Source organism: Acididesulfobacillus acetoxydans, from assembly GCF_902729405.1.
GTDB lineage: Bacteria > Bacillota > Desulfitobacteriia > Desulfitobacteriales > Desulfitobacteriaceae > Acididesulfobacillus > Acididesulfobacillus acetoxydans.
In genome coordinates, this window is sequence record NZ_LR746496.1 from 1 (window position 1) to 20,905 (window position 20,905).

Annotated in this window: 14 protein-coding genes; 1 reads left to right on the plus strand and 13 read right to left on the minus strand. The window is 57.1% G+C overall.

Features of this window, described 5'->3' with window-relative positions; genetic code table 11:
- The 9 genes from prmA to MNU25_RS00045 form a co-directional block, all read right to left on the minus strand.
- Positions 1-837 (minus strand): 50S ribosomal protein L11 methyltransferase (gene prmA, locus MNU25_RS00005; protein WP_240983200.1); only part of this gene is annotated, 837 nt, incomplete at its 3' end.
- A gap of 24 nt (positions 838-861) precedes the next feature.
- The gene (gene dnaJ / locus MNU25_RS00010) at positions 862-1,989 is read right to left on the minus strand and encodes a molecular chaperone DnaJ (protein ID WP_240983201.1); all 1,128 of its coding nucleotides are present in this window, start codon (positions 1,987-1,989) and stop codon (positions 862-864) included.
- 492 nt (positions 1,990-2,481) lie between these two features.
- A complete protein-coding gene (gene dnaK, locus MNU25_RS00015; RefSeq protein WP_240983202.1) occupies positions 2,482-4,329 on the minus strand; it encodes a molecular chaperone DnaK in 1,848 nt (615 codons plus the stop codon).
- 47 nt (positions 4,330-4,376) lie between these two features.
- Positions 4,377-5,045 carry a nucleotide exchange factor GrpE gene (grpE, locus tag MNU25_RS00020; RefSeq protein WP_372503583.1) on the minus strand — a complete coding sequence of 223 codons (669 nt, stop codon included), beginning with the start codon at positions 5,043-5,045 and terminating at the stop codon, positions 4,377-4,379.
- 129 nt (positions 5,046-5,174) lie between these two features.
- Positions 5,175-6,212 carry a heat-inducible transcriptional repressor HrcA gene (gene hrcA / locus MNU25_RS00025; protein WP_240983203.1) on the minus strand — a complete coding sequence of 346 codons (1,038 nt, stop codon included), beginning with the start codon at positions 6,210-6,212 and terminating at the stop codon, positions 5,175-5,177.
- A gap of 249 nt (positions 6,213-6,461) precedes the next feature.
- Positions 6,462-7,694: a radical SAM family heme chaperone HemW gene (gene hemW / locus MNU25_RS00030; RefSeq protein ID WP_240983204.1), complete on the minus strand. Its 1,233-nt coding sequence runs from the start codon at positions 7,692-7,694 to the stop codon at positions 6,462-6,464.
- Positions 7,695-7,813: 119 nt separating this feature from the next.
- Positions 7,814-9,619: a translation elongation factor 4 gene (lepA, locus tag MNU25_RS00035; RefSeq protein ID WP_277350707.1), complete on the minus strand. Its 1,806-nt coding sequence runs from the start codon at positions 9,617-9,619 to the stop codon at positions 7,814-7,816.
- 70 nt (positions 9,620-9,689) lie between these two features.
- Complete coding sequence (gene murJ / locus MNU25_RS00040) at positions 9,690-11,264, minus strand: murein biosynthesis integral membrane protein MurJ (RefSeq protein WP_240983206.1); 1,575 nt, start codon at positions 11,262-11,264, stop codon at positions 9,690-9,692.
- A gap of 235 nt (positions 11,265-11,499) precedes the next feature.
- Complete coding sequence (locus MNU25_RS00045) at positions 11,500-11,832, minus strand: phage holin family protein (protein ID WP_047830716.1); 333 nt, start codon at positions 11,830-11,832, stop codon at positions 11,500-11,502.
- 215 nt (positions 11,833-12,047) lie between these two features.
- Between MNU25_RS00045 and rpsT the strand changes: the two genes are divergently transcribed.
- The gene (gene rpsT / locus MNU25_RS00050) at positions 12,048-12,320 is read left to right on the plus strand and encodes a 30S ribosomal protein S20 (protein ID WP_240983207.1); all 273 of its coding nucleotides are present in this window, start codon (positions 12,048-12,050) and stop codon (positions 12,318-12,320) included.
- Between the two features lie 297 nt (positions 12,321-12,617).
- Here rpsT and holA read toward each other — a convergent pair whose 3' ends face one another.
- From holA to leuS, 4 genes are all read right to left on the minus strand, one after another.
- Positions 12,618-13,625 carry a DNA polymerase III subunit delta gene (holA, locus tag MNU25_RS00055; protein WP_372503581.1) on the minus strand — a complete coding sequence of 336 codons (1,008 nt, stop codon included), beginning with the start codon at positions 13,623-13,625 and terminating at the stop codon, positions 12,618-12,620.
- Positions 13,626-14,433: 808 nt separating this feature from the next.
- On the minus strand, positions 14,434-16,977 hold the full coding sequence (locus MNU25_RS00060) for a ComEC/Rec2 family competence protein (protein ID WP_240983209.1): 2,544 nt from the start codon (positions 16,975-16,977) through the stop codon (positions 14,434-14,436).
- Positions 16,974-17,723, minus strand: a complete 750-nt coding sequence (locus MNU25_RS00065; RefSeq protein WP_240983210.1) for a ComEA family DNA-binding protein — start codon at positions 17,721-17,723, stop codon at positions 16,974-16,976. Before MNU25_RS00065 ends, MNU25_RS00060 begins: the two co-directional genes overlap by 4 nt.
- 346 nt (positions 17,724-18,069) lie before the next feature.
- Positions 18,070-20,640, minus strand: a complete 2,571-nt coding sequence (gene leuS, locus MNU25_RS00070) for a leucine--tRNA ligase (RefSeq protein WP_240983211.1) — start codon at positions 20,638-20,640, stop codon at positions 18,070-18,072.
- Positions 20,641-20,905: the final 265 nt, after the last annotated feature.

The window sequence follows — 20,905 nt, forward strand, 5'->3', positions numbered from 1 at the left end:
CTCGGCGGCACGCTGTTCGATAATGCCCGAAGCAATGAATTGCCCGCCGGCCCTCAACAGCCGAGGCAGATCCGGGAGCAGATCCAAAATGACGTCGGCAATAATGTTGGCGACAACCAAATCGGCCCCTCCCTTCAAGGCGGCGCCCAAATCACCCCGAAGCACGCTCACCTGAGCAGTCACTTCGTTGAGAGCCACATTTGCGGCCGCTACCCGCACTGCCACCGGATCCAGGTCCACGGCCCGAACTTTTGCCCCCAACTTCGCGGCGGCAATGGCCAGAATCCCGGAACCTGTGCCCAAGTCAAACACTTCCGCACCGGGACAGACGACCTCCGCCAATGCTTCCAGGCAGAGGCTAGTCGTGGGATGAGTCCCGGTACCGAAAGCCATCCCGGGATCGATTTCAACCACCGCTTCTTCCGGTTTCGGCTCGGCTTTCTCCCAAGCGGGCTTGATCAAAAAACGCCCGCCGATGTGAATCGGTTTGAAGTAGGCTTTCCAAGCAGTAGCCCACTCTTCCTCTTTGACCGTCGTCCCTTTCACCTGAATGACCCAATCCGGGAAACGTTCTAAAAGCCCCCGAACCCCTCGCTCCAGGGCGGCGAGTTTCTCGGGCAGATCCGGACTCTCCGGCAGATACCCGGTGACCACCGCGGTTCCGGTTAAGCTCACTTCGCCGAAAACGTGATAATCCCAAACCCCGGACTCGATGTAGCTTTGCAGAAGTTCCGGATCTTCCACACTCACCCCGGGGCAGCCTACTTGGTAAAAAAGGTCGGCAACAGCTTCTTCCCCCGCGGAGGAAACCGTTACCGCCACTTCGCGCCAGTCCATATGCTCTGCTCCTCGCAATCGGATTTAACCCATGGCATCGCGCAGATTCTCTTTCACCTTATCGAAGAAAGACTTCTTCCCCATCTGTTGCTGTTCCGAGGCGGATTCGGCAAATTCGCGCAGGAGTTCCTTCTGTTTCTCGTTGAGTTTGGTCGGCACCGTCACGAGCACCTGCACATGTTGGTCCCCGCGCCCGTTGCCGCGCCGGTAAGGAATCCCGTGCCCCCTCAGCCGGAAGACGCTGGAAGTCTGCGTGCCTTCCGGCACCTTCATTTTCACATTCCCGTCCAGCGTCGGCACCTCGATCTCCGCGCCTAAGGCCGCCTGAACCATGGTGATGGGGACTTCGCAATAAACATCATTCCCTTGCCGCTCAAAAAACTTGTGCGGTTTCACATGCAAAACGATATAAAGATCTCCCGGCGGCCCGCCTTTAGCCCCGGCCTCCCCGTCTCCGTTCAAGCGCAGGTTCAGACCGTCTTCGGAACCGGCCGGGACATTGATGTTCACCGTCTTGACACGGCGGATTTTCCCCTGTCCGGCACAGGTCTTGCATGGAGAGAGGACAATTTTACCCTCTCCGTGACAGGCCGGGCAAGTTCTCACGGTCTGGAACTGGCCAAAGGGTGTGCGCTGGGCTGTCTTCACCTGCCCCGTACCCCGGCACTGAGAGCAGGTACTGGGATGTGTGCCGGCCGCGGCCCCGGAACCCTGACAATCCGGACAAGTCTCCAGACGGGGAATCTGAATCTCCTTCTCGACTCCGAAGGCCGCTTCTTCAAATGTCAGGGACATGTCATAACGCAGGTCGGCACCCCTTTGCGGACCGGCATGCCGTCCGCCTCCCCCGCCGCCGAAAAACATGTCGAAAATATCACCGAAACCGCCTTCGAATCCTCCGCCGAAACCACCGAACCCACCGGCGTTGGGGTCCACCCCCGCATGGCCAAACTGGTCATAGCGCGCTTTCTTCTCCGGATCGCTCAGGACATCGTAAGCTTCGGTCGCTTCTTTGAATTTCTCTTCAGCTTCCTTATTGCCCGGATTCACGTCCGGATGGTATTGCCGGGCCAGTTTCCGGTACGCCTGCTTTATTTCCGCATCACCGGCGCCTTTGCCGAGTCCGAGCACTTCGTAATAATCCCGTTTCATGGTTTTCCGCCATCACTCCCCTCAGTCGCCCCCGCGAATCCGTCCTCTACTCTAGCATATTAATCCGTACAAGTGAATGGCTGCGTCCGCTTTGCCATTAATTCCCGCTCAAGTTCCTGCCTCATCTTATGCAGCCCCTCGAGAACTGGGGAGAACTCGCTCAAACGCATTCTGCGCACTCCTTCGGCTTCTCCACATCGAATCAAGTTTACCCGGTCGTGAGACTCCCGCTTCTGCAAGCGGGAATGGTTCCCTGTACTCTGCCTTTCGTCCGGTGCAGACAAGAAGCCCACTTTCAAAAGTGGGCAATCCATGCCATCCCCGCCGGCGGAGGCAGGGAAACGTCAACGCTCGCTCGTTAACTTTGACGAGATTCTGCCGGCGGAGGTGCATCCTCGCGCGAGGCTGACCGCAGGGCCGACTCCGGCTTCCGGCCCCCGGTCTCCGGTTTCTGACTTCCGGCCTCTGACTTCTGACTTCCGGCCTCTGTCCTTATTTATCCGAGTCTACCTCAGTATATTCCGCATCCACCACATTGTCATCCCGTTGTGCTTGAGCCCCCGCACCGGGTTCCGGACCCGCTCCCGTACCGGCACCGGGTTGTCCGCCCTGCTGCTGGTACATCTTCTCAATGAAGGGATAGAGAACTTTCGTCACGGCTTCCGATTTCGCCTTAATAGCCTCGAGATCTTCGCCGGCCGCCACACTCTTCAATTCCTCCAACGCTTTCTTGACACTCTCGAGTTCGGCGGCATTCCCTTTGCCCTCAAAGTCCTTGAGAGCCTTCTCCGTTTGATACACCAATGAATCTGCTTGGTTCTTGACGTCGATCAGCTCTTTACGTTTGCGGTCTTCGTCCGCATGAGATTCGGCGTCTTTCTTCATGCGCTCAATCTCGTCTTTCGACAAACCGGTCGAAGAGGTGATCGTCACTTTCTGCTCGTTGCCTGTGGCCATATCCTTGGCGGAAACATGGACAATGCCGTTGGCGTCGATGTCAAACTTGACCTCAATTTGCGGAATGCCGCGCGGTGCCGGCGGAATACCCGACAATTGGAAGCGGCCCAGAGTCTTGTTATAGGCGGCCATTTCCCGCTCACCCTGAAGGACATGCACGTCCACTGAAGTCTGGCTGTCCGCCGCCGTGGAAAAGATTTGCGATTTGGTGGTCGGAATCGTCGTGTTACGATCGATAATCCGGGTGAAAATACCGCCCATGGTTTCGATGCCCAGGGACAGGGGCGTTACGTCCACCAAAATGATGTCCTTGACTTCCCCGCCCAAAACGCCGCCCTGGATCGCTGCCCCAAGGGCCACCACTTCGTCCGGGTTCACCCCTTTGTGCGGTTCTTTGCCGCTCATTTTACGGATGGCTTCTTGTACCGCGGGCACCCGGGTCGAGCCCCCGACCAGAATGACCTGGTGAATATCCTGCCAGGAGAGCTTAGCGTCCTGTAAAGCCTGGCGGGTCGGGCCCATGGTGGCTTCAATCAAATCCGCAATCAACTCTTCAAATTTGGCCCGGGAAATATTGATATCCAAATGCTGCGGACCTTCCGCCGTCATCGTGATGAACGGCAGGTTGACATTGGTCGTGGTCACGCCGGAAAGTTCGATCTTGGCCTTCTCAGCCGCTTCCTTCAGACGCTGCATGGCCACTTTGTCTTTCGCGAGATCCACCGCATGGCTCTTCTTGAACTCCGACACCATGTAATCCATGACGCGTTGGTCAAAGTCGTCACCGCCCAAGCGGTTGTTGCCGCTGGTAGCCTTCACTTCTACCATTCCCTGGCTCAATTCCAGGATGGACACGTCAAATGTACCGCCCCCCAGGTCAAACACCAAAACCGTTTGGTCCTCCTGTTTATCGAGACCGTAAGCCAGGGCCGCGGCCGTCGGTTCATTGATGATGCGCAAAACCTCCATGCCGGCAATGGTTCCCGCATCCTTTGTGGCCTGGCGCTGGGCATCCGTAAAGTAAGCCGGTACCGTGATGACCGCCTGAGTGACCGTTTGGCCCAGATAAGCTTCGGCATCCGCTTTCAGTTTCTGCAGGACCATAGCTGAGATCTCTTGAGGAGAGTAACTCTTGCCGTCGATGGTCACTTTGTAGTCTGAACCCATATGCCGTTTGATCGAACTGACAGTCCTGTCAGGATTGGAGACAGCCTGCCGCTTCGCCACCTGGCCCACCAAACGTTCACCTGTCTTCGAGAAGCCCACGACCGAGGGCGTCGTCCGGTTACCCTCCGCGTTCGGGATGACGACGGCCTCTCCGCCTTCCATAACCGCCACACATGAAAAAGTCGTACCAAGGTCAATCCCAATAATCTTGCCCATAATTTTTCTTCCTCCTTAAACGCCTCAGACACTTCCCGGCATCCCGCTCAACGCGAGACTTTCACCATGGTCGGGCGCAGCACTTTATCTTTAAGGTAATAACCCTTCTGCAATTCCTCAACCACCGTGTTGCCCGGATGGTCTTCGGAATCAATCTGCATGACGGCCTCGTGCAGTTTCGGGTCAAATGTTTCCCCCACCGCTTTGATCTCTGTGAGTCCTTCTTTCACGAGAACCGCTTGCATTTGCCTGAAAATCATTTCCACACCTTGGGCAAAACTGTCAAAGTCCCGGTTGGTCCGGCTGGCCGCGACAGCCCTTTCAAAGTTATCGAGCACCGGCAGGAGAGAGGCCACAATTCTTTCAGCCGCGTACTTGACCGTCTCCTCCTTTTCCTTCACCGTGCGCTTCCGGTAGTTGTCAAATTCGGCCTGCAAACGCTGCAAGTGAGCATAATAATCCTTCGCCCGGCCCTCGGCCCGGCTCAGCTGTTCTTCCGGAGTCAGAACTTCGGCCTCCCCGCCGCCCGCGGCTTCACCTCCGTCCGCACTCTCTTTGCTCCGGCTTCCTTCGGTTTCTGCGCCGGCTTGACGCGGCTCTCCGTTTTCTTCTTTAACACGGCCGGACTCCCCGCTTTCCTCTGCGGTTTGGCGGGGTTCCCCGGGCTCTTTTCCCCCGGCTTCGGCTCCTTGGCCCCCGCCGGCCTCATCCTTCACGCGAGAGAAATCGCCTGTCTCCTTTGCTTCTCTGTCCTCTGCATCCACTCTGTCGAGCCTCCCGTCTTTCAGAGTCGCTCCCCTCTTTTCCTTCCTAAATGTTGCCTGTCCCAATCCCCGCTCCTCCGCTCACGGTCCCCGCCGGTTCCGCAGGATCCGGTTCAGTCTCCGGGTCGTGTAGTCTACAATCGCCATCGCTTTGGCATAGTCCATCCTGGTCGGACCCAGTATGCCCACAACCCCGAACAGCTCTCCGTTATAACGAAGGGAAGCCGAGATCACGCTGCAATCCTGAAACTCTTCCAATCTATTTTCCCCACCAATACTAACCCTTAATCCATGTTGTTCTGTGGAAAGCAACTTTTTCAGCCGCCCGTCTTCTTCCAGAGCTTTCAGTAAGCCTTTGACTTTATCCAAGTCGCGAAACTCGGGCTGGTTGAGCATATTGAGCGCTCCGCCCAGATAAATGTGGTCATGATCACTGTCATCTTCGTTGATGATCGGCTCAAGCATGGCCAAGGCACTGTCCAAAAGATGCCTCTGGCGGGACAATTCACTGTAAATCTCATGCAGCAGGCTCTTGCGCACGTCGTGCAGGGAATGCCCCTGCATTTTGCGGTTTAAGACATCGGCCACTTTCTGGAGTTCTTCAGCCTCCACGTCTTCGCCGATATCTACAATATGGTTCTCAACCACACCATTCTCTTTCACGACCACCATGATGGCCTGGCCGGGCTGATACGGAAGAAAATACATCTTGCTAAAAAGGCTTTTCCCGTTCTGCGGCCCCATAATCACACTGGTCAAACTGGTCAGCTGAGAGAGGAGCTTGCTCGTTTGGTTGATGACTTCTTGAATTTCGTGAATCCGCCTGGCCGTCTCCCGCTCAATCAACACTTTTTCCTGGTCACCCAGGCAGGGAGGGTCCATGAGAAAATCGACGTAATACCTGTACCCGGCATCAGAAGGAATGCGCCCGGCCGAAGTATGCGGTTGCTCGATTAAACCCAGTTCTTCTAAATCCGACATCTCATTGCGGATAGTGGCCGGGGATACGCCAAGGTCGAACTTGCGTGCAATCGTACGCGAGCCGATAGGCTCAGCGGAAGCAATGTAATCCTGAACAATGGCCCGCAGTATTCTCTTTTTGCGATCATCCATCTGCATCCGCCTTCGCCCCCTTCAACCTGACCGCGCCCTTTCCGTCCCGTCCGCTTGCCGGCCGCTTAGCGCGCTCACGGGCCCCAAAGAGGCGGCCCTTGCGCCCGTCGCAGCGCCCGGGTGGTTGTTAGCACTCTCGTTAGATGAGTGCTAACTCCGTTTGTCATCACCTTACCACGCCATATTTTCTTTGTCAAGGGGCTCATATGCCCGAAAAGCGTTGAATTTTTGCCTTGCTCGGAGGAGGGGTTCCGCTTAGACGAAGTCCTTTAAAACCGCGTTGGCGACAAAGGTATAAGCGGGCTTAAGCCGGAGCGAATCCTCACCCAGAATCAATACACCCATTCGAAGATAGCGTGCCAAAACTTCCCCATAAATATCCCTTAAATCCACGCCAAAATCCCTGCGGAAAGCGCTGAGACAGACCCCTTCCCGGAGCCTGAGCCCCAAAATGAGGCGCTCGCTCCTCAGCTCCTGCGCCGAAAGGACCTCCACTCCCGTCGGTTCCCACGGATTCCGGCCTTGTGCGAGGTGTTCGGCATAATCTCTCACACTCTCAAGATTGCGTCTTCGTACCCCGCGCAAAGTCGACACTGCGCCCGGACCGAGGCCGAGGTAATCGCGACCCCGCCAAACCGCTGAGTTATGCCGGCATTCTCTATCCGGCAGGGCAAAGTTGGACACTTCATAACGCAGGTAGCCCCTTGCGGCCAGATACTCCACCGCCCAGTCATACATTTCCGCCTGCTGCTCATCGTCCGGCAACGGCGGCAGAGAACGGGGGGGAAGCGGCGCCGACGGGGCGCACGCCGTCCCGTCGGAGTAGCGCCGGGCCAAAGGGGTTCCCTCCTCCGGCGTCAGAGCATAGAGTGACAAATGTTCCGGCGCCAGGGCCACCGCCTCCGCCAACGTCTCCTGCCACAGCCCGAGGCTCTGCCCGGGCAGTCCGAACATCAAATCCAGGTTGAGATTGGAAAACCCCGCGTCCCGGGCCAGGCGCACTCCCTCTCTGATTTCCCCCGCCCGGTGGATCCGCCCCAGGCTCTTCAGAAGCAGATCGGAAAAAGACTGCGCACCCAGAGAAAGCCGATTAATCCCCGCTTGGCGCAAAATCCGCAGCTTTTCCCGGTTCAAGGTTCCCGGGTTGGCTTCCACACTCTGCTCGCAGTTTTCGTCCGGGCGAAAGCTCCGGGTGAGGATCCCGAGCAGTTTGCTTAAGCCTTCTTCTGATAACACCGTGGGGGTCCCCCCGCCGATAAAAAGAGAAGACACCCCGTCGGGGGCATCCTGGCAGCACAACTCGGCTTCTCCGGCCAACCCTTGCAGGTAGGCCGAAATCAAGCCCCATCCGGGCTCCGGCAACGAGTAAAAAGCACAATAATCGCATTTCCGCAGGCAAAAAGGCACATGCACGTAGAGGCCCGGCCGCCGGTCCGCCTCGGCCCCCTCCGGCCCCAAACCGGCGATATCCCTTCTCAATGAACTCATCCTCATCTTCTTTAACCCCGCCCCATTGGAATCAGCCCCGCAGCATGCAAGGATGAGATTCCCGCTTCTGCAAACGGGAGTGCTTCCCCCTCTTCCGTTAGAGTCAGCCAGGGTCAGCCCTAGTCGTCGATCTCCAACACCGCCATGAAAGCATCCTGCGGAATCTCCACGTTTCCCACCTGCTTCATGCGTCTTTTCCCTTCTTTTTGTTTCTCCAAGAGTTTTCGTTTGCGGCTGATGTCACCGCCGTAGCATTTGGCCAAAACATCCTTGCGCATGGCTTTCACCGTTTCCCGGGCGATGACCCGGGAACCGACGACCGCTTGGATTGGCACTTCAAACAGCTGCCTGGGAATAATTCCGCGCAGTTTTTCGACCAGCTTACGCCCGCGCACATAGGCTTTGTCCCTGTGCACGATAAAAGAAAGAGCATCCACGAGTTCCTCATTGAGATAGACGTCCAGCTTAACCAGATCGGCCTCCCGGTAATCCGCCAAGACATAATCCAAAGAGGCATAACCTTTGGTCCGGGATTTGAGTTGGTCAAAATAATCGAAGACGATCTCGCTCAACGGCAGTTCATACGTGAGGTTCACCCGGCTGACCGAAATATATTCCATATTGAGATAGGTTCCGCGCTTTTCCTGGTTGAGTTCCATGATGGCCCCGACATATTCCGCCGGAACCATGATCGTCGCTTTAACCACCGGCTCGGAAATCGTCTCGATCTCGGCCGACGGGGGCAGGTTGGTCGGGTTGTCGACATCAAAAACCTGCCCGTGCAGGGGTTTGACCCGGTAGACCACACTCGGGGCGGTCGTAATTAAGTCGAGATCATACTCGCGCTCCAAGCGTTCTTGGATGATTTCCATGTGCAGCAGGCCGAGAAAACCGCAGCGGAAACCGAAACCCAAAGCGACTGAAGTTTCCGGTTCAAAGACGAGACTGGCATCATTCAGATGAAGTTTGGCCAAGGCGTCTTTCAATTGGCCGTAATCGGCAGCCTCCACCGGATATAGTCCGCAATACACCATAGGAGTGGCCCGCCGGTAACCGGGAAGCGCAAAGAGAGCCGGATTTTCCGCCTCGGTGATGGTATCCCCCACCTGCGTATCCCGCACATTCTTAACACTCGCGGCCAAAAATCCGACCTGGCCGGCCTTCAGTTCATCGACCAGGCGCATCGCGGGGGCGAAAACGCCCACTTCGGTGACCTCAAATACCTTGCCCGTCGCCATCATTTTGATTAGCGTCCCTTTGGCCACCCGCCCCTCCATCACCCTAATGTAGGAGATAGCCCCTTTATAGGCATCAAAATGGGAATCGAAAATAAGGGCTTTAAGCGAAGTGCTGTCATCCCCCTGCGGCGGCGGGATTCGGGCCACGATGGCCTCCAGAATCTCCTCCACCCCGGCACCGGTTTTGGCCGAAGCCAAAATCGCCCCCGCGGCATCGAGCCCGATGACATCTTCGATTTCCTGCTTGACCCGCTCGGGTTCGGCGCTCGGCAGGTCGATCTTGTTAATCACCGGCACGATCTCCAGGTTGTTCTCCAAGGCCAAATAAACGTTAGCCATGGTCTGGGCTTCGATTCCCTGAGCCGCGTCCACGACCAAGAGGGCCCCTTCGCAAGCCGCGAGACTCCGCGAAACCTCGTAGTTGAAATCCACATGTCCCGGAGTGTCAATCAGGTTAAGCTCGTAGAGGTGACCGTCTTTGGCTTTATAATGCAAACGCACGGTTTGCAGCTTGATGGTGATTCCCCGTTCTCTCTCCAGGTCCATCGTGTCCAGCACTTGCTCGGACATTTCCCGCGCCGTCAAAGCACCCGTATATTCGATGAGGCGGTCGGCCAAGGTTGACTTGCCATGGTCTATGTGCGCGATGATGGAAAAGTTACGGATATAGTGCGAGGCCTGTGCCACAGTCGTCTCCCTCATTTCTCCAAATCCGGCAAATTGCCCAAGTATGACCCGTCTGCCGTCCGGGCCCGTTTCAATGCGCCGCGCGTAATTTCAGTCGTCTTTCCGCCAACCCCATCACCTGCGTCAACTCTTCCATGCGCATGAGCTTGGCCAGGACCCCGAAAACCACCGCTCCAAGGGCGCTGCCGCTCACAAGCACCAGGATCGAGGCGATCGTGCCAAAGCCGAGGTGGCCGGAAAGCCAGGCGCTCCAGCCCCAGACAATCCCCCCCATGACCAGGGAGGCGAGCAGGGACTTGCCGCCGGTGCTTGCCAGACGCCGCCCGTCAATGGTCCCCACTTTGCGGCGCAGCCAGTACAGAAGCAAAAGCATGTTCACAATGGCCGAGATTGCGGTGGCAAAAGCCAAGCCCCCTTGTTGCAACGGCCCCACCAGCACGATCATCATGACAATATCCACGGCCATGGAAACAACCCCCAGAACCACCGGAGTCCAGGTATCTTTCAGGGCGTAGAACATGCGAGGCAAGATTTGAATCACAGATTGGGCTACGATCCCGAAGCCGAAAAACAAGAGCGGGAAAGCCGTCGCCGCCGTGTCCGCGGCCTTAAAAGCCCCATGCTGAAAAAGAACCCGGATTAGGGGAAAGCGCAAGACCATCATACCGATCGAGATCGGCATCGTAATAAAAATCACCGTTCTGACAGCCGCGGAGGAAGTCCGGCGAAATTGGTCCCATTGTTCAATCGCCGCCTGCTCCGTCAGGGTCGGAAACACCGCCACCGCCACCGACATGGCAAATATCCCCACCGGGAGCTGAAAGAGCCGGTAACTCTGCCATAAAGCCGTCAAGCTTCCCGCCGGCAAAGAGGAACCCAGGTGGGAATTGATAAGCACTTGAAACTGGTTCAAAGAATAGCTGAGCACGATCGGAACCGCCAAAACCGCAATCCGGCGCACCCCCGGATGATGCCAGTCAATGATGGGGTAATAGCGCATATTCAGCCGGCGCAGGGCGGGAACCTGCACCGCAAAATTTGCCGCCGCCCCGATGACTACGCCGAAAGCGAAACCGGAAATCCCCGCTCCCATTTTGACAAACAGGGTGCCGAAAACGATGATACAGGCATTATAGAGGACCGTGCCCAAAGCAGAAGGCCAAAAGACTTTATGCGCATTGAGTATTCCCATGGTCAAACCGCTTAAGGCCATAAACAAGGGCTGAATGAGAAGGATGCGGGTAACGTGGACCGTCAAAACCGTGGTTGCGGGAGGAAAACCGGGAACCTCCATCCGGACGAACTGGGGCGTAAAAATGAGCCCCAAGATGATTAGGCAGCTCAGGGCCAGAAAGATGATGTTGATCACCGAGCTCACAACCCGCCAGCCTTCTTCTTGCTTCCCTTTAGCGATGTATTCGGAGAGCACCGGAATAAAGGCCGCGCTCAAAACTCCGCCGACCATGAGCCAGTAGATGAGGTCCGGAAGAATGTAAGCCGTGTTATAAGCATCGGTCAGACCCTTTCTGCCGAAAAAATCGGCCACCAGGGATTCGCGCAGAAAACCAAGAACACGGGATGCCAGATAAGCCGCCATAATATAGGCGGTCGCCCTGGCCAGATTGCGTGTACTCGTGTCGGACATGTTTTAATTCCTTTCACCCTCGTGTCATCCATCCCGTATTATAACATTTTTCGACTTGGGGGAAAAGAAAGCCGTGTCGCGGTTAGGGGATCTGACTGAGAAAAAAGACTTGTTCCCCTTACACTATGAGGAACAAGTCTTCTTGAGAACCGGGAACCGTGCCCGCCGGGATCCCCCGGGGACACGCTCTTACCGCACCGGGATCCCCCGGGAACACCCTTTCACCGCGCCGGTCTTAGCGGAGTTCCGTGGGAACAAACGTATCTACGATGCCGATCACGAGCGAGGCCAGCAACGCCCCGACGACGGTCACCCGAATCGAACCGGGAACGATAAACTGGCTGACGTAAATAACCACAGCGGCCGTGATGAAGCCAATGGCCCCCCGCCACGCCCGCGAGATCTTCGTCCGTCCGAAAGCCAGCTCTACCACCCAGCCCAAAGCGGCAATTACCACGGCAGCGATAATCGCACCGACAAAGCCCGCCACCCGCAGACCGGGAACGATGTAGCTTACCAGAAGCAGCACCACGGCTGACACCACAAATCGAACTATCACACCCAACATGGTCAAAACCCCTTCCCTTGTTTTATGGCTTCGAAAAAAACCTACGGTCAAACCTAGTTTGAACCGATCAGAAGAAAATTATTTATCAGCACTCTGCTATCATTTTTCTTGCTAAATCGCGTGCCGGATGATATTATGTAATTTGCGTATGACCGGAAGGTTCTTTTCATCCCGGTGGAGCGACAGGATATTTCGTCCGAGGGGGGTGACCAAGAGTGCCAAATATTAAATCCGCCATCAAGAGAGTCGAAATCACCAAAATGCGTACGCTGAAAAACGCAGCGGCCAAATCGGCTTTGAGGACGGCCATTCGCCGTTTCGAAGAAGCTTTGCCAACGGATGCCGAAACGGCCGCCGCCGCTTTGAAGAAAGCCGCTCGTGCTTTGGATAAAGCCTCTTCCAAGGGATTGATTCATAAAAACATGGCTGCCCGCAAGAAATCCCGGCTGATGAAGAAATATGGCAAACATTTTGCCAAAGCGAGCTAATCCCGAAGCAGAACACAACCCGGAATACCCGCAAGAAAACGGCGTGAAAGGCATGGTTTAATAGGGAAACTTATTCAACCATGCCCCAAACCGGTACGGAAATGGCGCAAACAGGGTACAGGTTACTTCCGTTATTCATGGCAAACGTAACCAGTAAAAACAGCCTTCGCAGATGGACATAGAGTAAATGCCGCGGGGCCAAAAGAGTTATAATTATTGAGAATGGCTTAGCTTCGTTTGAAGCTAAGCCATTTCATGTTATTTTAAGGCACAAAATTTCCAGGGCAGCGGACCCTCTCAGCCCGCACAGAAACGGATAATCAGCATTTCCAAAAGGAACACCGGGTCGCCTCCCCCGTTCTTCAAGGCTATCTCCGTACGCAGGCATTCTTGCAGGGCCCGGGCCAGCTGAGATTCGGTCATGCTCTGAGACTGAGCCCAGATCTTCTTCGCCTCATAAGGCCGGATATTGAGGGCAGAGGCTAAGGAAGCGCCGTCTTCTCCCCGCCGGCGCCAAGCCAGCGCGCCCAGGAGGAGGCGTACCTGACGCACCAGAAGTGTCATGACTTTGAGCGGATGCTCCAAACGCACAACTTCGTGCAGCTTGACCGTGGCTTCGCCGGCCGAACGCCTGGCCACCGCATCCAGCAGTTCGAAAACGGTGGCTTCCGCGGTTCGGATGACCACCTGCTCGACATCTGCGGGCAGAATATCCCTTCTCTCCCCTGTAAAAACTTCCAATTTGTCCAGTTCCCTGCTCAGCACCCCGCTGTGGTGCCCCGCCCAAGCCAAAAACAGGGCGGCGGCCTCGGGGGACATCTCTTTGTTTCTCACTTCCGTCTCGGCCTTGAGCCACGCCTGCCACTCCCAGGTGCGCCGGGGGGAGCTGAATTCCAGAATCGCTCCGTATTTCTCCGCGGCCTTATAAAACTTTCGCCCTTTGTGAACAGTTTCCGCCACAAACAGCAGACAGGTTCCCGGATTCGGGTCGGCAAAATAGCCGTTGAAACACTCGACGTCTTCGCTCGCTCCTTCCCGGAAATAAGGAAGGTCCTGAACGACGATTAGCCGCCGGGAAAAAAAAGAAGACGAATTAGCCAGCGCGACCACAGCGGCAGGCGAAACTTCCTCGGCCGACAGGGTCTCAATCGAGCTCCCCGAAGGATCTTCTTTCAAATAGCTCTCCTTGAGCACCCGGAGAGCTTCCTGCGTCAGGAACCGTTCCTCTCCGTACCACAGCCAAATTCCCGGGATCTTCCCATTTGCGGCAGCCCGGATGACCTGTTCAATTTCGCGCAAAACCATTCCCCCCCGTCGCTGTTTGTGCCTCGCTTCCTCACCGGCGAGGGTTTATCCGGCAGAGGCAGCTTCTTCGCTTCAGCTGCGGCCAAAGCCAAGCAATACGCTCACTCATTACATTTATCCAAAGCGTAAGACTCCCACTTCTACAAGTAGGAGTGTGTCCCACGTACCCCGCTTCGGTGGGGGTAGACTCAGCCTTTAGCCGTCATTGTCCACCGGACAATGACGGCTAAAGGCACAAAAGCATAATTTCACGCTCTGTGCCTGCGGCGTTAGTCATCCTCAGCCGTCGGGTCATCCTGTGATAGCGTGCGGCTTCGGCGTTAGTCATCCTCAGCCGTCGGGTCATCCTGTGATAGCGTGCGGCTTCGGCGTTAGTCATCCTCAGCCGTCGGATCATCCTGTGATAGCGTGCGGCTTCGGCGTTAGTCATCCTCAGCCGTCGGGTCATCCTGTGATAGCGTGCGGCTTCGGCGTTAGTCTCCACCGGAGACTAACGTCACCGGAGACTAACGTCACCGGAGACTTCGCAAGTTCACTTCGAGTTCGCTTTTGAGTTTACTTTATTTTAAGGGAGCCAAGACAAAAAAGCCAGACCCTTTTGCTCTTCTTTGATCCTCTTGCTCTTCAGAGCCTCGTGCTCTTCTTGAGCCTTGTCCTCCTCTTGCCCTTCTTGCTCTGCTGTTGCTTTTCAAAAAAAGTACCCCTTCAAAATTAATTGAAGGGGTAAAAGAAAGAGGAGGAGAAAAGAGATGTTCCCTCCTATTCTTACCATACCTTGCACAAATATACATCGCAATAGAATTTTTCCTTATTTCCGTCCCACCTCCACCCGCGTCCCGTCCCGAGAAATCAGCAAGCGAATAGTTCCCTCCACATCCGTCCGGTAAAGGGGAATCCGCCGCCGGGCCCAATAGGCCAGCATTTTCGGATCGGGATGGCCGAAGGTGTTTCTGCCCACCGAAATAAAGACCGCCCGGGGGTGAAGCTGATCCAGCAGCCCCTCATCCAGGGAGTAACGGCTGCCGTGGTGGGGAACCTTGTAAAAATCCGCCTGCCAAGATCCGCTGGCGGCCACTCCCCTCAGTTCTTCCTCCTCCATATCACCCGTCAGCAGCACGGTTTCCCCCAGGTAATGCAGTTGTAGCACCAGGGAATTGTTGTTCGGGTCGGAATGGGTTCCGTTCAAGACTTCGAGCGGCGCCAGAACGTCAAACCAAGCCCCCGCTCCCATATCGATCCGATCACCGGCCCGCAAAGTCCTTACCTTTCCCCGCTCCTGCCAAAACTTCGCCGGAATGGCCCCAGTCCACTCTGGCAGGCTTAAGCGTTCTCTCACGTCCGGAAGCCCCAGCCAATGAACCGGGATGTTCTTGATGACGGCCGGAACTCCTCCGATATGATCTTGGTGCTCATGGGTAATAAACAGGGCCTCAAGCTCGCGAACTCCGCTGTGCAGCAAATAGGGAAGAACAATCCGCTCTCCCGCATCGAAACGGTCTGACTTCGGCCCGGCATCAATGAGATAAACCCGGCCCTGCGGGCTGCGAATCAGGAGGGAATCTCCCTGCCCCACGTCCAGAAAGTCCACCTCCAAGGCGCGTTGGGGCAGATGCACGAGGAGAGACAGGACTAAGAGCAAAAGGAACAGCTGCCGCGCCGAAGGCCGCCAAACCCGCAGCCTGAACAGGGACGAAGGACGCACTTCGCAGTGGGCAGGCTCGGGAGAACAATCAGGGCGGGGAAAGCGCCCAAGACGAGGGAAGCGCCAAAAGCGAAGAAACGATGCGGCGTGAAGAAGGCGCGTCACACCTTCCACCCGCCGGCGCAGACTGCGCAGGCGCACGCGCAGGACAAAAGTGACCCGTTCCGGGCCCGAAAGCCAAACCGCGATTCCGCCGTACCAAACCAGCCAGAAAGCCCAGCCGGGTTGCAGAACCCAGAGATCGGCCCCTGGCAAACGCGCGAGCGCCTTCAAGGCAGCATTGGCCCAGCCCAAAAGCCAGAGCCCCGCTTGAAAGAACACCGCCGCAAGTTGCGGGGAAAAACTCAGACACACGCCCAAAAGGCCGAGTTCCAGAACCCCGCCCAAAAGAAAGAGGATGAGAACATTGGCCGCGAGGCCGACCAGAGAAAGGCGGTGAAAAGCGGCCATAAGAAGAGGAAGAGTAGCCGCCTGAGCGGCCGCTGTCGCAACCAGGGCCTGCCGGACAGCCGAAGGGCAGCGGCTGAGGATCTTCATCCGGGTTATCCGGGGACTGAGCACGATAATCCCCCAAGCGGCCAGGACTGAAAGCTGAAACCCTATGTCCCGCATAACCAATGGATTCCAGACGAAAAGGGCCAACGCGGCAAAAGAGAGCCAGCGCAAAGCCGGCACTTTTCCCCGACCCCAACGCCCCAGCAAAACCGCTTCTCCCAGGATCGCCGCCCTGCCGATCGGCGCGCTGCCTCCGCAAAGAGCCGCATAAAGGATGAGAGCCAAAGCCATGGCTATGATGCGGCCTCGTCCGGGCAGAAAGAAGAGAAGGGCTCCCGCGAGGGCCAGGACAAAAGCGACATTTGAACCGGAAGCGGCGAAGACATGGAGAACACCGGTGACCTTATAAGTCTCCTGAACCTCGGGGGGAATCCCGCTCGAATCACCGAACAGAATTCCTTGAAGAATCCCGCTCTCCCCGCCCGGAAACGATCTCAAATCCGTCCTCACCTTTTCCCTGATGCGCCAGGGCAGAGACGGGTGTCCGAGAGCGAGCAGCCGGGGTTCACCCCGGGCGGTGAGCGTTCCGCTCAGACCCCGGGCCGCGTCGTAAAGCCGGGGGTCGAATCCGCCGGGCGTCCCCGCCGGCTTGGGCCGCTCCAGATTTGCCCGCAAAGCCAGGCGGTCTCCGGGGCGTACCTTCGGCCAAAGGCCGGCGTAACGGCCATTTTTATCGGGATAAACCGTCAGCCGATAACGCTCGCCCCCAATGGCCGGGCCTGTCCGCAAACCTTGCCCAGCCGAGGCCGCGCTCCGGGGCGAGTCCAGGCGCAAAACCCCCACGGCCCGATCACTTTCCTCCTGCCAATCCTGGAGAACCCCCTTCACCTCGACATCCTTCAGCAATACGGGAGACGGAAGCAGGCTTAAGGCCACCGTTCCGTACAAATATCCGCTAAGGAGGCCCGCCGCCAATAACCAGATCTCCGCCCGCAGGAGGCGGCCGAAAAAATCAGCGGGCCGCCACTGAAAGAGCGCTCCGACGACGAGAAGACAGAGAACCCCTCCCCAGATCCGCACCCCGGGAGGCAGAAAAAGCGCCAGGCCGCCCCCGGCCAGGATAGACACCGCCCGGCCCAGCCACGGATCCCTCATGGCCCGACACTGATCATGGCCGCCATTTTGGCATAGGTCTTCGGCCCGATCCCGGCCACCTCCCGGAGATCCTCCGGGCCGGCAAACGGACCGTGCTCCGTCCGGTACTGCAAGATCCGGGCGGCCAAGGCCGGCCCGACGCCGGGCAGCTTGTCCAACTCGGCGGCATCCGCCGTGTTTATATTGATTTTACCTCCGGCTGCCCCGCCGGGGAAAGCGGCACCAACTGCCGTTCCCGCACCGCCCGGGGTTGTACTTCTCGCCGCCGTCCCCCCCGTAAGCGCCTCGGATCCCCTGTTTCCCGCCGGCGGAGCGGCCACCCGCCCCCCGGAACCTAAGCCCCCCGCGCCTGGGCCCTGCCCAGGCGAACCGACTCCGTCTTGCCCAGTCGTGCCGCTGCCCGCGCCACCCGTGCCTCCGGGTCCCGGAACTACTCCCGGCCCGCTCTTAAAAGGAACCATGATCTTCTGCCCGTCTTTGAGCTTTTCCGCCGGATTCAGGTTCTCCAAGTCAGCCTCCGGCAGCGGGCGAATCTTCTGCAGCGCGTCATTCAAACGGGCGTCCAAGGGAAGGTGGAGCAAAGAAGACTTCTCCACCGCTCCGGCCACATAGACGACGATTTCCCTGCCGCCGGAGCCTGTGTCCAGATAAGCCTTGGTTCCGTGCGGCAGAAACACCTTCCAGGCGGCAATGATAACCAGAGCCGCCAGGAAACCCCACCAAAGCAGGCGAGCCTTGCGTTCCATGCTCTCCACACTCCTTTAGGCAAACCTAAGGTTAAGTGCGCTACCCCTCGTGCACGCTCCGGGCACTGACTTGCACCCCCGATGCGGCAGCTTCCCGAACCCCCCTTGACTATATTTCTCTCCTTGTAAGATAAGTATAGGGCTTTATTTCTCTCCTTTCCTTCTTTTTCCTGCCGCGAAAAATGACACCTTCTGTCGCATACAGCAAAAAAAGACCGGTGGTTCCCCTTTTTCGGAAACTGCCGGTCTTCCGTTGATTCACTTATCGTCGAACACATTTAGTTGTCAACGCATTTAACGCGCCCGGCCATTCGTGGTGTTCCCCAGGGGGGCGGTTGGAACCGCCTCACTTAACAACCAGATTCACCAGTTTGCCCGGGACCGTGATGACTTTGAGCACGCGTTTGCCCTGGGTCCATTCCTGAAGGCGCGGGAGTGAACGCACCCGAGCTTCCAAGGCCGCGGCGTCGATCCCGGCGGGTACTTGGATACGCTCCCGCACTTTGCCGTTCACCTGAAGCACGACCGTCACTTCTTCCTGGGCCAGGGCCGCTTCATCCACCTGAGGCCAAGGCTGGGCATGAATACTGTCCTCATGCCCGAATTCGGACCAAATCTCTTCCGTGATATGGGGAGCAAAAGGTGCTAAGAGGATCAGGATACTCTCCAGAGCTTCCTCGGCCACCGCAGGATCCGCTTCCTTCTTTTCTTTATAAAGGTAAAGGGCGTTCACCAGTTCCATGATCGCACTGATAGCGGTGTTGAAGTTAAACCGTTGACCGATGTCATGGGTAACCTTTTGGATCGTCAGGTGAGTCTGCCTCCTCATCGCTTTAGCGGCGGGATCCGGATTTGCCCCGTTGGCCCATCCGGCGGCAGCGGCCACTGGCTCCGTCCGCCCGTCCGGGGCGAGCCTATCCGGACGCACTTCCCTGCCTCCCGGCCGGGTACCCCGGGCCTGCCCTCCGGCCCGTGGGATATCCTCATACTGGGCCGCCAGACGCCAGACCCGGTTGAGAAAACGATAGCAACCTTCCACTCCCTGCTCACTCCACTCCAGGTCGCGCTCAGGCGGAGCCGCAAAAAGAATGAACAAGCGGGCGGTGTCGGCGCCGAAACGGTTGATGATCTCTTCCGGACTGACGATGTTTCCTTTTGATTTGGACATCTTGGATCCGTCCATACAGACCATTCCCTGGGTGAGAAGGTTCTGGAAGGGCTCATCCACTTGCAAATAGCCGAAATCGCGCAAGGCCTTGGTAAAGAAACGGGAATAGAGCAAGTGCAGAATCGCATGCTCGACCCCGCCCACATACTGGTCCACGTTCAGCCAGCGGGCCGCCTCCTCCCGCGCAAACGGCCGCTTTTCATTGCGCGGGTCCGTGTAGCGCAGATAATACCAGGAAGAACACACGAAGGTATCCATGGTATCCGTCTCCCGACGGGCCGGACTCCCGCAGCGGGGACACTGGGTGTGAATAAAAGTGGAGGAACTCGTCAAGGGATTTTCCCCGGCCTTAAAGACCACGTCTTCGGGCAGAAGCACCGGCAAATCCTCCTCCGGCACCGGAACCGTTCCACAGTGATCACAATAAACCATGGGAATGGGAGCACCCCAATAACGCTGGCGAGAGATCAGCCAGTCACGCAAGCGGAAATTCACCCGCCGTTTTCCCAAACCCTTCTCCGCCATGGCGTCCGCCATACGTTCCCAGGCTTCTTCATTGCCCAGCCCGTCGAAAGCCCCCGAATTCACCATGGTACCCTCCTCTGTGTAGGCCGCAGTCAAAGGCACGTCTTTCTCCCCGGGGTCCATCCCTTCGGGTAAAATGACCCGTACAATCGGGAGCGCGTATTTGGCGGCAAACTCGAAGTCGCGTTGGTCATGGGCGGGCACCCCCATGACCGCTCCCGTGCCGTAATCCACCAGGACATAGTTGGCAATCCAGATGGGAATCCTCTTGCCGTTCATGGGATTGAGGCAATATCTGCCGGTAAAGAGGCCTTCCTTTTCGACTTCGTTGGAGGTGCGGGAAATCTCGTTCAACCCTTTCATCTTCTCGATAAAATCCAGCACCGGTTGTTCATAGTCGCTGCCCCGGACCAACTGCCGCACCAGAGGATGCTCCGGAGCCAAAACCAGGTAGGTCACGCCGAAAATGGTATCGATCCGGGTCGTGTAGACAGCGACCCGGTCCTTCCCGCCCTCCAGCGCGAACTCGGCCTCCACTCCTTCCGAACGGCCGATCCAGTTGCGCTGCATGGTTTTCACTTTTTCAGGCCAGCCGGGCAATTTCTCCAGATCCTCCAGGAGGACATCAGCGTAAGCGGTTATCTTAAAGAACCACTGTTCCAAATCCTTTTTCGTCACCGGCGTCTCACAGCGCTCACAAGCCCCATCCACCACCTGTTCGTTGGCCAGCACCGTGGCGCAGGACGGGCACCAATTGACCGCCGCCTTCTTCTTGTAGACCAAACCGTGCTTGTAAAACTCCAGAAACATCCACTGAGTCCATTGATAATAACCGGGATGACAAGTTGCCACCTCCCGATCCCAGTCATAGGAAATTCCCATACTGCGCAGCTGCCGCCTCATATTGGCGATGTTTTTCCAGGTCCACTCCGCCGGAGGAGTCTGGTTTTTAATCGCGGCATTTTCCGCCGGCAGTCCGAACGCGTCCCAGCCGATCGGGTGGAGCACGTTGTACCCCTGCATTCTTTTAAAGCGGGCGATAACATCAACAATGGAATAATTGCGCACATGTCCGATGTGCAGATTCCCCGACGGGTACGGAAACATGGCCAAAGCGTAATACTTGGGTTTTCCGGTATCTTCTCCGGCTCGAAAAGCCTTTTCCCTCAGCCAGCGTTCCTGCCACTTGGGTTCAATCTCGGCAAATGAATACTTCTCCTGCATAAACCCTTCCCCCTTGTCAACTCGAAAGAACAAAAAATCCCGTCCCTCAAGGGACGAGATCTGCTCGCGGTACCACCCTATTTCATAACACCATGCACTCAGCGGTGGATAACGACACCGACCGGTGCCCATTGTCACCTGGGCACAGCTCCGGGGCGAGACCCCCCGGCCTCTTGCAGCACCTCACACCCACCGGTGCCTCTCTGAGCAAGAACTGCCCGGGGCGATTCCCTTCCACGCTTCTGCGGAAGCTTCTTCAAGTTCC